The sequence below is a fragment of the Pseudomonas sp. zfem004 genome (genome assembly GCF_032621715.1).
Lineage (GTDB): Bacteria > Pseudomonadota > Gammaproteobacteria > Pseudomonadales > Pseudomonadaceae > Aquipseudomonas > Aquipseudomonas sichuanensis.
Map to the genome: position 1 here is coordinate 161,585 of NZ_JAVYJF010000009.1, position 14,774 is coordinate 176,358.

Here is a 14,774-nt window from a genome sequence, read left to right on the forward strand (position 1 = left end):
GAATGGCGAGCAGTCTAACAATTCGCTTTTGGCCTTTGCGACCGACTTTTAAACTGGGCACGTTGTCGAGGACCGTGCCCATGAACCCTGCATTACTGAAAAAAACCTGCCGCCTGCTCGTTGAGCTGGCGGTGCTGCTGGCCTTGTTCCTGGTCGGGGGCCAGCTCGCGGCCTGGCTGGGCTGGCCGATCCCCGGCGGGGTGATGGGCCTGGCGCTGCTGCTCTTGCTGTTCGCCACAGGCCTGCTCAAGCCCGCCACCCTGCAACTGGGTGCCGGATGGCTGATGGCCGAGATGCTGCTGTTCTTCATCCCCGCGCTGATGAGCCTGTTGGACTACGGCAGCCTGTTGCGCAGCGAAGGCTGGCGCATCCTGCTGGTGATCGCGGTAAGTACCCTGCTGGTGATGGTGGTCACCGCCACGACGGTCGAACTGGTGTGTCGCTGGAGGCTGCGCCATGAGCCCTGAAGCCAAGTCATTGTTCTGGCTCGCGCTCACCCTGGCCGCTTATGTGGGCAGCCGCTGGCTGTATCGGCGCAGTGGTCGCTACCTGCTGTCGCCGCTGATCCTGGTACCGGCGTTGCTGCTGGCGGTGGCCGTGCCGCTGCACACCGCCTACGCCGAATACGCGCGCAACACCCATTGGCTGATGGGCGTGCTGGGCCCGGTGACGGTGGCCTTCGCCGTGCCGATCTGGCAGCAGCGGGCACTGTTGGCGCGGCACTGGCCGGCGTTGCTGGTGGGCATGCTGGCCGGCAGCGTCGCCTCGATCGGCAGTTCCTGGGGGCTGGCGCACCTGCTGGCGCTGGACGAGTCGGTCAGCCTGTCGTTGCTGCCACGCTCCATCACCACCCCGTTTGCCATGCCGGTGGCCCAGGACCTGGGGGGGGTGCCGGAATTGACCGCGGTGTTCGTGATGTTCACCGGCGTGCTGGGGGCGGTGTTCGGCGGTGTGCTGCTGCGCTGGCTGCCGCTGCGCACACCGTTGGCGCGGGGCGCGCTGTTCGGTGTCGGCGCCCATGGTGCGGGCGTGAGCCGGGCCCAGGAAGTGGGCCGCGAAGAGGGTTCGGTGGCCGGCCTGGTCATGGTCCTGACCGGGCTGCTCAACCTGTTTGCCGCGCCGCTGCTGGTGTTGCTGTTCTGACCGTTCGTGCCACTGACTCGCACGGTCATCAGGCTGGCTGCAAAGGCGACTTAACACCTTCGTATTGGCTTCTAGACTGAGCCTCGACATAGAGAGCACATGTATGTGCCGAGGTAACTTGCAATGAACGCAGCCTTGCCCTATTCCGACACTCAAACACCAATACCACCGGGACGACCCTGATGCCTCTGGCCGAGATTCCATTGTGCGTCTGGCGCACCCGGAGCCAGGGTTTCACCTTCCGGGGCCAGAGCATCCGCTACTGGACGGCAGGGCAAGGAGAGCCTCTGCTTTTATTGCACGGTTTCCCCACCGCCAGCTGGGATTGGCATTATTTGTGGGTACCGCTCACCCAACGCTTTCGCGTGGTGGCCTGCGACATGCTTGGCTTCGGCGATTCGGCCAAGCCCGCAGACCACGACTACAGCCTGCTGGAGCAGGCTGACCTGCAGCAGGCGCTGCTGGAGCACCTGAAGATCGACCAGCCGGTGCACCTGCTGGCCCACGACTACGGCGGCAGCGTCGCCCAGGAGCTGCTGGCCCGGCACCACGAGCAGCGCCTGCAGATCGCCAGTTGCGTGTTCCTCAACAGCGGCCTGTTCCCCGAGAGCTGTCGCGTGCTGTTGATCCAGAAACTGCTGCTCAGCCGCCTTGGCTGGCTGGTGGGGCGCTCGTTCGGGCGCGACGACCTGGTGCGCAATGTCACCCAGGTCTACGGGCCCTGCACCCATCCCAGCGAAAGTGCGCTGGACGACTGCTGGAGCCTGATCGCCGCCAACAGCGGCCAGCGCATCCTGCACAAGCTCATCAACTTCCTGCCTGAGCGCCGGGCGCAACGCGAGCGCTGGGTCGGTGCCCTGCAGCGCGAAGGCGTGCGGCTGCGTTTCATCAATGGTGCGGTCGACCCGTTGTCCGGCGCGCACATGGTCGAACGCTACCGGCAAGTGGTGCCCGAGCCGGACACCGTGGTGTTGCAGGGCATCGGCCACTACCCGCATACCGAAGCGCCGGTGCAGGTGCTGCGCCACTACCTGGCCTTTCGTGAACAACCGCTGAGCTACGTGCCACAGAAAATCGCCTGGTCGTGACCGGGCGATCATCGCCATGGGTTATCCCCCGGCATTCGCCGGGGCGTGCTTGATTGTCTGGCGGCGAGGGCTGGCCGACACTGCGCGCATCCTTCATCTGCCTGGAGCCTTGAGCATGAGCGAACCGGTATGTCTGCAAGATCGCGTGGTGATCGTCACAGGGGCCGGTGGCGGCCTGGGCCGGGCCCATGCACTGCTGTTCGCCAGGCACGGGGCGAAGGTGGTGGTCAACGACCTGGGTGGCAGCAGCCATGGTGAAGGCGCCAACGTGTCGGCGGCTGACCGGGTGGTGGAAGAAATCCGCGCCGCTGGCGGCACGGCGGTGGCCAACCATGACTCGGTGACCGATGGCGCGCGCATCGTCGAGCAGGCCCTGGACAGCTTTGGCCGGGTCGATGTGCTGGTGAACAACGCCGGCATCCTGCGCGACAAGACGTTTCACAAGATGGAAGACAGCGACTGGGAGCTGGTGTACCGGGTGCATGTCGAGGGCGCCTACAAAGTCACCCACGCCGCCTGGCCGCACCTGCGCGCGCAAAACTGGGGGCGGGTGATCTTCACCTCGTCCACCTCGGGCATCTACGGCAATTTCGGCCAGGCCAACTACGGCATGGCCAAGCTCGGCCTGTACGGTCTGACCCGCACTCTGGCCATCGAAGGGCGCAAGCATGACGTTCTGGTCAATGCCATCGCCCCCACCGGCGGTACCCGCATGACCGAGGGGCTGATCCCGCCTCAGGTGTTCGAGCAGCTCAAGCCCGAGCTGATCAGCCCGCTGGTGGTGTATCTGGGCAGCGAGCAGTGCCAGGACAGCGGCCAGCTGTTCGAGGTGGGCGGTGGCTGGGTGGGCAAGGTGCGCTGGGAACGTAGCCAGGGCGTGGGCTTCGATCCGCGAGAGGGTTTCACCCCGGAGCAGGTGGCGGCCAACTGGGGGCAGATCGGTGATTTCGAAGGCGCAAGCCACCCGCAGGACAGTTTCCAGGCGCTGCAGCAGATGATGGCGAATCTACAGAAGTATCCGTCGGCTTGAAGCTGTTTCGCTGTCACCGGATCAGCAGATTCTTGCAGGAATAAAAAAGGCCGCTGCAAAGGCAGCGGCCAATCGAGACGTTAGATCAAGGAGCTTCAAAATCAACGTCGGTGAACCTGGGCGGGCGCGAAAGGCGGGGGGGAGAGCCCTTCGTGCCGGCCAGTGAGGTAAGAATAAGCGCTTGATCCTGTGGGAAAAATAGCCGCTTGTGACATTCACCTTTACGTTTCGGGTAAAAGTGCCGGGCGAACCATAGCCAGGCGAATTGACCAATAAAAGTAATGCTTTGTAAGCATTCTTATTGGTTTGTGCCGTAGCCCATCCGCCAACTGGTGGCTTGGGTAGCGGCGAGCAGGCTCCGGGCGGCCGGGCCGTTTTCGTCGGCATGGAAGATCGAAGTCGGCCCGACCACGGTCATCACCGCGGCGATCTGGCCCATGGCGTTGAACACCGGCGCGGACAGCGCGTCCACGCCCGGCATCAGCAGCCCGTGTACATGGTGCAGGCCACGCTGGCGGATTTGTGCCAGCAGCGGCACGTAGTCATCGCTGCTCTGATTCAGGGCTTCCAACTCCCGGTCTCGCAGTTCGATGGTCTCGCGCTCCGGCAAGTGGGCCGCGAATACCAGGCCGGTGGACGAACTGAGCAGCGGCAGCACCGAGCCCATCTGGGTTACCACCGTCACCGCGCGCACTGCCGGCTCGATGCTCACCACGGTCGCACCCTGGTTGCCCCACACCGCGATGAAACAGCTTTCGTTGAGCTCGTCGCGCAGTTGCGACAGCGGCAGCGCCGCCACTTTCAGCACATCGATGCTGCCCAGCGCCGCCATCCCCACCCGCAAGGCTTCACGGCCCAGCCCGTAGTGGTTGGTGGCCGCGTCCTGTTCGGCGAACCCGCTTGAAATCAGGGCCTGCAGGTACCGGTGGACCTTGCTCGCCGGCATCTGCACATGTTCGGCAAGGCGCGACAGCGAGGTGGAAGGCGAGAGTTCGGCCAGGGCCTTGAGGATGTCGGTGCCGACTTCCGCCGAGCGGACCTTCTGTTTGCCGTTGTCGGTGCTGGTGCTGGCTTTGGCCATGAGGGGGACGTCTATCCAGATTTTACGGGGTGGCGCCTTTATAGCTTGACGCCTGCAAGCGAGCAAATTACGTTATTCGTAATCTGATTACGAAAATAACAATGCAGACGCGCTGCCGCCCCAGGTGCCGGTTTCAGGATCGGGCTTCGCAGCCAGCTGCCCATGACGGCTCTGAGCAGCCCGGAGGCAACGAGATGACCCGCGACACCTCACCCGAACTTGAGTACCTGAGCGGTTTCGGCAACGAATTCGCCAGCGAAGCCTTGCCCGGCGCGCTGCCGGTCGGGCAGAACTCGCCGCAGAAGGCGCCCTACGGGCTGTACGCCGAGCTGCTGTCGGGCACCGCGTTCACCATGGCCCGCAGCGAACTGCGCCGCACCTGGCTGTACCGCATTCGCCCATCGGCCTTGCACCCACGCTTCGAGCGCCTGGAGCGCCAGCCGCTGGCCGGCGCCCTGGGCGCCATCACCCCCAATCGCCTGCGCTGGAGCCCCCAGCCGATCCCATCCGAAGCCACCGACTTCATCGAAGGCTGGTTGCCGATGGTGGCCAACTCGGCGGCGGAAAAGCCGGCTGGCGTGAGTATTTACATCTATCGCGCCAACCGCTCCATGGAGCGGGTGTTCTTCAACGCCGACGGTGAGCTGCTGCTGGTGCCCGAACAGGGCCGCCTGCGCATCGCCACCGAGCTGGGCGTGCTGGACGTGGCGCCGCTGGAGATTGCGGTCATCCCGCGTGGCATGAAATTCCGGGTCGAACTGCTCGATGCCCAGGCCCGCGGCTACATCGCCGAAAACCACGGTGCGCCGCTGCGCATCCCGGACCTTGGCCCGATCGGCAGCAACGGCCTGGCCAACCCGCGTGACTTCCTCACCCCGGTGGCCCACTACGAAGAAACCAACGGCCCGGTGCAACTGGTGCAGAAATTCCTCGGCGAACACTGGGCTTGCGAGCTTTCGCACTCGCCGCTGGATGTGGTCGCCTGGCACGGTACCAACGTGCCGTACAAGTACGACCTGCGCCGCTTCAACACCATCGGCACGGTCAGCTTCGACCATCCCGACCCGTCGATCTTCACCGTGCTGACCTCGCCCACCAGCGTGCACGGCATGGCCAACATGGACTTCGTGATCTTCCCGCCGCGCTGGATGGTGGCCGAGAACACCTTCCGTCCACCATGGTTCCACCGCAACCTGATGAACGAATTCATGGGCCTGATCCAAGGCGCCTACGACGCCAAGGCCGAAGGTTTCCTGCCGGGCGGCGCTTCGCTGCATGGCGTGATGAGCGCACACGGGCCGGACGCCGAGACCTGCGACAAAGCCATCGCCGCAGACCTCGCGCCGCACAAGATCGACGACACCATGGCCTTCATGTTCGAGACCAGCCAGGTGCTGCGCCCGAGCCGCCAGGCCCTCGACAGCCCGCAATTGCAGGCCGACTACGATAGTTGCTGGGCCACCTTGCCGAGCACCTTCAACCCGAACCGGAGATAACCGATGAACCACACCGCCATTGCCCGTAGCTGGGTCGAGCACGCCAACGGGCACAGCGACTTCCCGCTGCAGAACCTGCCGCTGGGCATCTTCAGCCGCCCGGGGCAGGCGCCACGTTGCGGCGTGGCCATCGGCGACGCCATCCTTGATCTCGAGGCCGTGCTGGCCGCCGGGTTGTTCGAAGGTGAGGCCAAGGCCGCAGTCGAGGCCACCAAGGGCGGCGCGCTGAATGCCTTCTTTGCCCTCGGCCGCCCGGCGCGGGTCGCCCTGCGCGAGCGCCTGCTGGTGCTGTTGGGCGAGGGGAGCGAACACCAGGCCGCGCTGAAAGCTGCCTTGTATCCGGCCAGCACCTGCCAGTTGCACCTGCCGGCGAAGATCGGCGACTACACCGATTTCTATGTGGGCATCGAGCACGCCAAGAACGTCGGCAAGCTGTTCCGCCCGGACAACCCGCTGCTGCCCAACTACAAGCACGTGCCGATCGGCTACCACGGTCGCGCCTCGACTATTCGCCCCTCCGGTGCCGATGTGCGCCGGCCCAAGGGCCAGACCCTGCCGGCCGGGCAGACCGAGCCAAGTTTCGGCCCCTGCGCGCGCCTGGACTACGAGCTGGAGCTGGGCATCTGGATCGGCCAGGGCAATGACCTGGGCCAGCCGATCCCGATTGGCGATGCCGCCGAGCACGTGGCCGGCTTCTGCCTGCTCAACGACTGGTCGGCCCGCGATATCCAGGCCTGGGAGTACCAGCCGCTGGGGCCGTTCCTGTCCAAGAGCTTCATCAGCACCGTGTCGCCCTGGGTGGTGACTGCCGAAGCGCTGGAGCCGTTCCGCTGCGCGCAGCCGGCGCGCCCGGAGGGTGACCCACAGCCACTGTCGTACCTGCTGGACACCCGTGACCAGGCCGGTGGCGCCTTTGATATCGAGCTCGAGGTGCTGCTGCTGACCGAGCGCATGCGCGAGCAGAACCTGCCTGCCCACCGCCTGACCCTGAGCAGCACCCGCAGCATGTACTGGACCGTGGCACAGATGGTTGCCCACCACAGCGTCAACGGTTGCCAGCTGCAGCCGGGCGACCTGTTCGGTTCGGGCACCCTGTCGGGCGCCACGCCGGGCTCGTTCGGCAGCCTGCTGGAGATCACCGAGGGCGGCAAGCACCCGGTGGAGCTGGCCAGCGGCGAGGTGCGCAAGTTCCTCGAGGACGGTGACGAGGTCATCCTGCGGGCCCGCTGCGTGCGCGATGGCGTAGCCAGCATCGGCTTCGGCGAGTGCCGCGGCACCATCGTCGCGGCCAACTGAGGGGGCAGGGCGATGGAGCTGTTTACCTACTATCGGTCCACTTCGTCGTACCGGGTGCGCATCGCCCTGGCGCTCAAGGGCCTGGATTACCAGGCCTTGCCGGTCAACCTGCTCAAGGGTGAGCAGCGCGGCGGTGACTATCTGGCGCTCAACCCGCAAGGGCGGGTGCCGGCCCTGCGCATCGACGGCGGCGAGCTGCTGGTGCAGTCGCCGGCGATCATCGAGTACCTGGAGGAGGTTTATCCACAGCCGGCGCTGCTGCCGGCCGCTGCCGAGGCGCGCGCCAAGGTGCGCGGTGTGGCGGCGATCATCGGTTGCGACGTGCACCCGCTGCACAACGTCAGTGTGCTGAACCAGTTGCGCCAGTTGGGGCACGATGAGGCGCAGGTCAATCAGTGGATCGCCCACTGGATCGGCCAAGGGCTGGCGGCAGTGGAGCAATTGATCGGCGATGAGGGCTTCTGCTTCGGTGCCACGCCGGGGCTGGCCGATGTCTACCTGATCCCGCAGCTGTACGCGGCCGAGCGTTTCAACATCGACCTGGGCGGCTACCCGCGCATTCGCAGGGTTGCGGCGCTGGCCGAGGCGCATCCGACGTTTGCCAAGGCCCACCCGGCGCGGCAGGTGGACACGCCGGTTCAGTGAATCGAGCGCTTGGTCGACGGTAGTTGGCCGAGCCGTTCGCTCAGTTTCAGGCGCTGGATCGGGTCGTCGGTCAGCAGCAGCGCATGCTCCAGGTCGAAACGCTCGGCCTGGGGGCACTCAAGGTGCTGGTAGAGCGTTGCCCGGGCCAGGTAGTCACTGACCTGCACCGGGCCCAGCTGCATCACCCGTTCGGCATCGATGAGTGCGGCAAGGTCGTTGTCGTTGCTGCTGTGCAGCTGGCGCAGGTTGCGTGACAGGCGCTGGAGCATCTGCATCGGTGAGGCGCTGCGCAGGTGTTCGGCACTCAACGGCAACTGTGTACCGAACTGGCGGGCGAGCAGTTCGCGGCAGTCGTTGGGGTAAAGACGGCGCCCGCCGCAGGGGTCGAGCAGGTGATCGGCCCCAGGCACGCGCAGCAGAAAGTGGCCGGGAAAGTTGACCCCTTCGAGCGGGATCGACAGCTGCCGGGCCAGCTCCAGGGCGAGGATGGCCAACAGCAGCGGCTGGCCACGGCGGCGCTGCAGCACTTTGTCCATCAGCGCTACGTGCGGGCGCAGCGGGTGGTACTCATCCTGCTGGAAGCCCAGGGCGTTGAGCTGGCGCAGCAGCGGCTGGGCCAGTTCGCTCAGCGGCAGCATCGGCAGATGGCTGCTGACCTCGCACTGCAGCTCGTGCACACGCGCCAGGCCGATCGAGGGGTCGACGCTGTGATCGTGTTCGGCGGCTATCCACAGGGCGGCTTCCAGCAGGGCGGCCGGTTCGCGTTGCAGGCAGGCCAGGCAGGCTTGGCGTGGGTTCATGGGGACTCTCCGTCACGCTTGTACTATTAGCCCTGGCGCCGGCTTTCGTCCAGTGGTCCGCCTGTGCGGCGGCCCCGATGCACCTGCCTATACTGGTAGGAGCACCTCTCGGGGGAGCCCGTCGATGTTCGCCCTCATGCAAAGCACCCGCACCCAGTCACTGCACCTGTTCATCGACCCGCCCACGGGGCTGAAGGCCGTGGTGGCCATTCACAGCGAACACCTGGGGCCGGCCATGGGCGGTTGCCGCTACCTGCCCTATGCCGATGACGAAAGCGCCATGACCGATGCCATCCGCTTGGCCCAGGGCATGAGCTTCAAGGCCGCCCTGGCGGGCTTGCCGATGGGCGGCGGCAAGGCGGTGATCGTACGTAACCCGCATGTGGAGAACCGTGCGGCATTGTTCGAGGCTTTCGGCCGTTTCGTCGACACCCTTCAAGGCCGCTTCATCACGGCCGTGGACAGCGGCACCTCGACCCTCGACATGGATTGCATTGCCCAGTCCACACCCCATGTCACCAGCACCACCGCATCGGGCGATCCCTCGCCCCATGCGGCGATGGGGGTGTTTGCCGGTATCCGCGCAACGTCCATGGCACGCCTGGGTAGCGACAACCTGGAAGGGCTGCGGGTGGCGGTGCAGGGCCTGGGCAATGTGGGCTATGCGTTGGCCGAGCAACTGCATGCGGCGGGTGCCGAGTTGCTGGTCAGTGACCTGGATGCGGGGAAGGTGCGCCTGGCGGTGGAGCAGCTCAATGCTCACCCGGTGACCAATGATGCGTTGATCAGTACTCCCTGCGATATCTTCGCGCCCTGCGGGGTAGGGCCGGTGCTGAACGGGCAGAGCGTGATGCAGCTGCGCTGCGCGGCGGTGGCGGGCTCGGCCAACAACCAGCTGACCACCTTGCAGGTGGCCGACCAGTTGGAGAACCGCGGGATACTGTATGCGCCGGATTATGTGATCAATGCCGGCGGGTTGATCTACGTGGCGTTGAAGTATCGTGGTGAAGAACTGGGTACCATCACCGCGCACCTGGCGCGGATACCCACGCGGTTGACCGAGGTGTTTGCCCACGCCCAGGCCGAGAAGCGTTCGCCGGCACGGGTGGCGCAGATGCTGGCGGAAAAGTTGCTCTACGGCTGAAAAGGCTAGCGCTAGCCCTCCAGGTTGCGCTGGTGCGACGAGCGCATGGCTTGAGCATGGGTTGAACGTGGGAGCATCTGTCTTTGTAGGTTTATTGCGTGGGAGCGGGCTAGCCCCGCGATTGCGTTACCTGGTTACATGGCACCGGCTTCGCCGGTGTTCGCGGGGCAAGCCCGCTCCCACGCAGCGCTCGGATCAACAAGGTTTATGCCATGGGCGGGGCCGTGCCGATTTCACTCGGCAGCTCCGCCTTCGAGCAGTTCTGCCAGCGCATCCGGCTGGCTCTTGAACGCGCGGGCGAATACATCGCGGTTCTTGGCCATGTAGATACCGGCTTCCTCGACCTGCTGTTCGCTCAGCGACGGCACCGCTTTGTGCAGCACTTCAGCCAGGCGCTCGGCCAGTTCGAGCATCTTGTCGTGACGATCTGCTTCGGCCTTATCCATGAACAAGCGCTCCGGGTCGCGGCTGCTGCGGTACACCACTTCGACGGCCATTCATCACCTCTATGCCTTTTTGCTGGTTGGGGTATTAACTGTATTTTTATACAGTACAGGTGAAGGCCTACCCACTGCAACCACGGTGATGGCCATTCGCAGGCAAAAAGCGTAGCCCACAGGTGCCCTGCGGCAATCGGCCGCCTTCCAAGGCAAGGGCCTGGCCCTTTAACTGCATGGCACAACAAATGTCACAGGCGTGACGCACCATCCTTCAGCCGTATCGGGGAATCGAACATCGTGAACACCAAATGGGCAGACAAGCTGCGCAAGGGCCTGCATGGCTCCGCCGACTCGCTGGGCAACCTGTGCGTGGAGGCATTCCACTACCTGGCATTGTTCGGCATCGGCGCGATCACCGCCTATGCGGCGGTGGTGACCTTTCTGGACATGCTGGGCAAGGGCGGGGTCAGCGTCGATGACATCCTGCTGCTGTTCATCTACCTGGAGTTGGGGGCGATGGTGGGGATCTACTTCAAGACCAACCACATGCCCATCCGCTTCCTGCTGTACGTGGCGATCACAGCGCTGACTCGCTTGCTGATCGGCGATGTGTCGCACCACAAGGCGCCGGATGTCGGACTGCTGTACGTGTGTGGTGGCATCCTGCTGCTGGCGTTCGCCATCCTGGTGGTGCGCTATGCCTCCTACCGCTACCCGTCGACCAAGGTACTGGACGCCAACGGCAAGGAAGTGGACGAGGGCAAGTGAGGCACCGGATTCGGCGTGGCGTTAGATGGTTACTGCATTCGCATCGATCTGTGACGCTTGAATGACCTCCAGCCGCGAGTAGTCATCGCGACGGGTGTCGCGAGCTCGGCGTGCTGTAGGAGAAATGCATGAGTCTAGATTTCGAAGCCGTCAACGCCCACCTGGAGCAGGCCTTGCTGCCGCTCGGCATCGACCCGCACGCGGTGTTCCTGAATCAGATCGCCGATGTGATCGGTGAGCAGATCGTGATGTCGCGCTCGCTGCTGGAGGAAGTCCTGCATCATCTGGAGCAGGGCGTCGAGCCCACTTATGACCAAGGGTTGCATGGGCTGTTCAGTGCCCCTGAAACCTTCGATGCGGCGTTGCGTGTGCACAACCTGCGCCTGCCAGCCGTCGAGCGTGTCATTCGCGATCTGCTGGAGCAGCGCTGAGCACCGACGCGGGGCCTCGCCTAGACCGCCACAGGTGATCGATGGCCAGGATCGCGGGTCAGTGCGGCCAGCACTTGCAGCGGGTTCTGGCCAAGCTCGATGGCCAGGCCCAGGCGGATACTGTCGATGACCCGCTGCAGACGCACCGGGTCGTTGCGCTGGGCCGCGCTGATCAGACGCCTGGCAACCACGCCGCTGTCGTCGGAGAGGGTCAGCATGATGCTGCCATCGAGGCGCTCGATGCTCAGGTTGACCCGGTATTCGGGGGCGAATGCAGCGCTGATCTGGTCGAAGGGGTTGTTCATGGTCGAGGCCTGCAATGAATGACTGCAGGAGTTGACCGGGGCATGCCAGGGTTGGTTCAGGCCCGCTGATCGGTGCAAACGAAAACGCCCGGCGCAAGGCCGGGCGTTTTATCTATGACGGTTGGATCAGGCGTCCGGGTCGCTCAGCTCAAGCACGCCACGTTTACTGCGCAGTTTGCCGTAGAAATGTTCCAGTGCGTGGTTGAGCTTGTTGGCGGCGCCATCGACCGCCTGGTCCAGCGAAGTGGCGGTATGGGTCACGGAAATCGGTTGGTGGCCTTTGGGGCGAGCCTCCATCTGGCAGCGTTTGTCGTGCGGTCCGGGCTTGGCGCCGTTCTCGTCACGCAAATGAACTTCGATGCGGGTGAGGTCTTCTTCGTAGCGCTCGAGGCTGCTGTGCAGCGTGGCGCGGACCCACTCGTCGAGACGGTTGTTGCCTTCGAAATGGTTGCTGCTGTTGACCTGGATTTGCATGACTTCAATCCTTATTCAGCTTGCTCGCGGGAGGCACTTTCAAGCCACTGAGGGCGTTGGTCTTTTTGCGCCTCTTGACTCTAAGGTCAGGCATCCGCGCGACGAATTCAACCCCTTGCGCAAGAAAAATTTCCTGTTGCAAAAAGCCCGGCAGTCGCCGGGCTTTTGTTGTCGTCGGTCAGAACTCAACCGAGGTTTGCAGGTATAGAGTACGGGGTTCGCCCACGTACTTGCCCTTGTTGTTGTCGTCGAACGAGCGGGTGTAGTACTCGCGGTTGAACAGGTTCTTCACCCCCACCGCCACCTTCAGGTTCGAAAGTGCGGGGCCGAAGTCATAGCCGGCTCGGGTGCTTACCAGCATGTAGCCGGGGATACGCCCGGTGCTGCCGTCGGCGCTCTCGCTGCCGGTGTTGGCGTTGTCGGCGTACTGGCTGCTCTGGAAGCTGCTGTCCAGGTTCAGCTGCCACGGGCCCTCGGTGTAACCAATGCCCAGGGTGCCTTTGTGGCGCGACGAGAACGGCACCTGGTTACCCTTGTTCGGCCCGTCCTCACGGATGGTGGCATCGACGAAGGCGTAGCCGGCATGCACGTCGAAACCGGCCAGTGCCGGGCTCAGGCCATCGAGGGCGTAGCGCACGCTGGTCTCGATGCCCTGGTGGCGGGTTTCGCCGCGGGCGATCACCGAATCGTTGGTCTGGTTGCTTTCGTACTGGTTGTCGAAATTGATAAGAAATGCACCGATCTCCGCTTGCAAGTCGCCATTGTCGTAACGGGTACCGACTTCCCAGGTGCGTGCTTTCTCCGGTTTTACCTCGCCGCTGCTGACCCGGTTGGGCATCTGGCTGTACTGCACGCTGCCGAATGATCCTTCGGTGTTGGCGTACAGGTTCCAGGTGTCGGTCAGGTGGTACATCACGTTGAGTGCCGGCAGGGCGGTGTTGTAGCTGCCCTGGTAGCGCTGGCCGCTGAGCTTGTTGCTTTGCTCCGAGTCGATCATCTCGTAGCGCACGCCTGGGGTGATGGTCCAGCGGCCGATGTCGATGCGGTCGTCCAGGTAGATCGCATGGGCCTCGGTGCTGCCACGGGTGTCGCGGTCGTTGCGGCTGTCGGTGGTTGGCAGCAGGTTGCTGCGGGTCGGCTCGCGGTAGCGCAGTTCGTGGCCGGCCTCGTTGATGTAGCGGTAGCCGATGCCCAGTTCGTGCCAGCTGTCACCCAGCGCCACGCCCTGGGAGAAGCGCGTCTCGATACCGCGCACCCAGTATTCGCGCGGCGACAGCGAGACGAAGCTGCCCTGGTCCAGATAACCGCTGCGCAGGGTCTTGGTGAAGAAGCTGTTGACGCTGAACTGGCGGTCGTCCTGCTTGTAGTCGTAGCCGAAGTTGAACAGCGTGCGGCGGCCCCAGAACTTGTCCTTGAGGCGGGTCGACTGGTAGGGATCGTCGTCGAACGCCGCGGCACTCAGCCCGCCCGGCATCTCGGCCTCGCCTTCGTAGTACTGGGCCATGGCATGCAGGCTGTTGGCTTCGTCGAGCTGCAGCTTGCCCTTGAGCATCAGGTCGTCGATCTGCGTGTCGCTGTGTTCGCGCCAGTCGCTGCCGCGGGTACCGGAGTACAGCAGGGCACCACCCAGACCGTTGGCGTTGGTGCCGCCGATCAACAGGTTGGCGTTGTTCTTCAAGCCATCCTGGCTGGACGACGGGCTGATCTGGTTCTGCATCGCCGCCTTGAACGTCGCCTCTTCGGGGATGGCACGGGTGACGAAGTTGACGATGCCACCGACGTTCTGCGGCCCGTAGCGCACCGCGCCGCCGCCGCGCACCACGTCCACCGCGTCCATGTTGCCCAGGCTGATCGGCGCCAGCGAAAGCTGCGGCTGGCCGTAGGGGGCGAACGGCACCGGGATGCCGTCCATCAGCACGGTGGAGCGCGACGCCAGGCGTGGGTTGAGGCCACGGATGCCGAAGTTCAGCGCCAGGTCATGGCTGCCGGTGCCGTTGTTCTCCGGCGCGTTCACCCCAGGGATGCGGTTGAGTACCTCGCGAGCGCTGCTGGCGCCGCTGCGTTCGAACTCCTCGCGGCGTATCACGTCACGGGCGCCGGGGTGTTCGAAGACGTTGTCCTGGCGCGCATCGGCCAGCCAGTCGCCGACCACGGTCGAGGCGCCCAGCTCCACGGCCGCACCGCGGTTACCCGCCGCTACCGGTTGCAGGCTGTAGGCGTTGTCGGCTTCCTGGCGGGCCTGCAGGCCGCTGCCGCGCAGCAAGGCATCCAGGCCCTCGCCGACCTCGTACTGACCGTCCAGGCCAGGGCTGGTCAGCCCTTGGGTCACGGTAGAGCCGAACGAGATCAGCGCACCGCTTTCGCGCCCAAACTGGTTGAGCGCGTCCTCCAGGCTGCCGGAGGCGATGTGGTAGCTGCGGGTTTCGGCGGCCTGGGCGGCGGGCATGGCGGCGCCCAGGCTGATGGCGAGCAGCAGGGCGTGGGCGAGGGGGCTGGGGCGCAGAAGCATGGGGCGGTGGTCCTGTGAGAAGGGGGGTCTGCCTTCTCTGTCACGCGAGGTCGGGGAAATGGCTCAGGTTGGTTCAAATTTTTTTGAGGTTTCACCGGCCCTATCGCTGGCAAGCCAGTTCCCA

Annotated in this window: 16 protein-coding genes; 10 read left to right on the forward strand and 6 right to left on the reverse strand. The window is 64.7% G+C overall.

All coding sequences use genetic code 11. The annotated features are described in order from the left end of the window. Positions 1-80 precede the first annotated feature (80 nt). From RTH46_RS12310 to RTH46_RS12325, 4 genes are all read left to right on the forward strand, one after another. Positions 81-467, forward strand: a complete 387-nt coding sequence (locus tag RTH46_RS12310; RefSeq protein WP_316905791.1) for a CidA/LrgA family protein — start codon at positions 81-83, stop codon at positions 465-467. Next, complete coding sequence (locus RTH46_RS12315) at positions 457-1,143, forward strand: LrgB family protein (RefSeq protein ID WP_279845193.1); 687 nt, start codon at positions 457-459, stop codon at positions 1,141-1,143. The genes RTH46_RS12310 and RTH46_RS12315 overlap by 11 nt, the downstream gene beginning before the upstream one ends. 182 nt (positions 1,144-1,325) lie before the next feature. Then, positions 1,326-2,231, forward strand: coding sequence for an alpha/beta fold hydrolase (locus tag RTH46_RS12320; RefSeq protein WP_153784896.1), 906 nt, complete (start codon positions 1,326-1,328; stop codon positions 2,229-2,231). A 115-nt stretch (positions 2,232-2,346) separates the two neighbouring features. After that, the gene (locus RTH46_RS12325; protein ID WP_316905792.1) at positions 2,347-3,261 is read left to right on the forward strand and encodes an SDR family oxidoreductase; all 915 of its coding nucleotides are present in this window, start codon (positions 2,347-2,349) and stop codon (positions 3,259-3,261) included. A gap of 298 nt (positions 3,262-3,559) precedes the next feature. On the opposite strand, the gene RTH46_RS12330 is transcribed toward RTH46_RS12325, so the two are convergent. Next, positions 3,560-4,342: an IclR family transcriptional regulator gene (locus RTH46_RS12330; RefSeq protein WP_316905793.1), complete on the reverse strand. Its 783-nt coding sequence runs from the start codon at positions 4,340-4,342 to the stop codon at positions 3,560-3,562. Positions 4,343-4,536: 194 nt separating this feature from the next. On the opposite strand from RTH46_RS12330, the gene hmgA reads away from it, so the two are divergent. The 3 genes from hmgA to maiA are packed head-to-tail and all read left to right on the forward strand — an operon-like array spanning position 4,537 to position 7,779. Beyond that, positions 4,537-5,838: a homogentisate 1,2-dioxygenase gene (gene hmgA / locus RTH46_RS12335; protein ID WP_153784893.1), complete on the forward strand. Its 1,302-nt coding sequence runs from the start codon at positions 4,537-4,539 to the stop codon at positions 5,836-5,838. A gap of 3 nt (positions 5,839-5,841) precedes the next feature. Continuing rightward, the gene (gene fahA / locus RTH46_RS12340; protein ID WP_316905794.1) at positions 5,842-7,134 is read left to right on the forward strand and encodes a fumarylacetoacetase; all 1,293 of its coding nucleotides are present in this window, start codon (positions 5,842-5,844) and stop codon (positions 7,132-7,134) included. A 12-nt stretch (positions 7,135-7,146) separates the two neighbouring features. Beyond that, complete coding sequence (gene maiA / locus RTH46_RS12345; RefSeq protein ID WP_316905795.1) at positions 7,147-7,779, forward strand: maleylacetoacetate isomerase; 633 nt, start codon at positions 7,147-7,149, stop codon at positions 7,777-7,779. Here maiA and RTH46_RS12350 read toward each other — a convergent pair. Next, the gene (locus RTH46_RS12350) at positions 7,773-8,579 is read right to left on the reverse strand and encodes a SirB1 family protein (protein WP_316905796.1); all 807 of its coding nucleotides are present in this window, start codon (positions 8,577-8,579) and stop codon (positions 7,773-7,775) included. The two genes, maiA and RTH46_RS12350, sit on opposite strands and share 7 nt — an antisense overlap. 124 nt (positions 8,580-8,703) lie before the next feature. On the opposite strand from RTH46_RS12350, the gene RTH46_RS12355 reads away from it, so the two are divergent. Next, positions 8,704-9,723: a Leu/Phe/Val dehydrogenase gene (locus RTH46_RS12355; RefSeq protein ID WP_153784889.1), complete on the forward strand. Its 1,020-nt coding sequence runs from the start codon at positions 8,704-8,706 to the stop codon at positions 9,721-9,723. Between the two features lie 233 nt (positions 9,724-9,956). Here RTH46_RS12355 and RTH46_RS12360 read toward each other — a convergent pair whose 3' ends face one another. Beyond that, complete coding sequence (locus RTH46_RS12360; RefSeq protein ID WP_012274138.1) at positions 9,957-10,220, reverse strand: YebG family protein; 264 nt, start codon at positions 10,218-10,220, stop codon at positions 9,957-9,959. Between the two features lie 240 nt (positions 10,221-10,460). Here RTH46_RS12360 and RTH46_RS12365 point away from each other — a divergent pair, with 240 nt between their 5' ends. Continuing rightward, complete coding sequence (locus tag RTH46_RS12365; protein ID WP_110991698.1) at positions 10,461-10,931, forward strand: phosphate-starvation-inducible protein PsiE; 471 nt, start codon at positions 10,461-10,463, stop codon at positions 10,929-10,931. Positions 10,932-11,059: 128 nt separating this feature from the next. Beyond that, on the forward strand, positions 11,060-11,362 hold the full coding sequence (locus RTH46_RS12370; RefSeq protein WP_316905797.1) for a hypothetical protein: 303 nt from the start codon (positions 11,060-11,062) through the stop codon (positions 11,360-11,362). Positions 11,363-11,382: 20 nt separating this feature from the next. On the opposite strand, the gene RTH46_RS12375 is transcribed toward RTH46_RS12370, so the two are convergent. The 3 genes from RTH46_RS12375 to fecA form a co-directional block, all read right to left on the reverse strand. Then, positions 11,383-11,667, reverse strand: a complete 285-nt coding sequence (locus RTH46_RS12375; protein ID WP_153784887.1) for a DUF3509 domain-containing protein — start codon at positions 11,665-11,667, stop codon at positions 11,383-11,385. Positions 11,668-11,793: 126 nt separating this feature from the next. Continuing rightward, positions 11,794-12,141, reverse strand: coding sequence for an HPF/RaiA family ribosome-associated protein (locus RTH46_RS12380; RefSeq protein ID WP_110991697.1), 348 nt, complete (start codon positions 12,139-12,141; stop codon positions 11,794-11,796). Positions 12,142-12,319: 178 nt separating this feature from the next. Continuing rightward, positions 12,320-14,650, reverse strand: coding sequence for a TonB-dependent Fe(3+) dicitrate receptor FecA (gene fecA / locus RTH46_RS12385; protein ID WP_316905798.1), 2,331 nt, complete (start codon positions 14,648-14,650; stop codon positions 12,320-12,322). Positions 14,651-14,774: the final 124 nt, after the last annotated feature.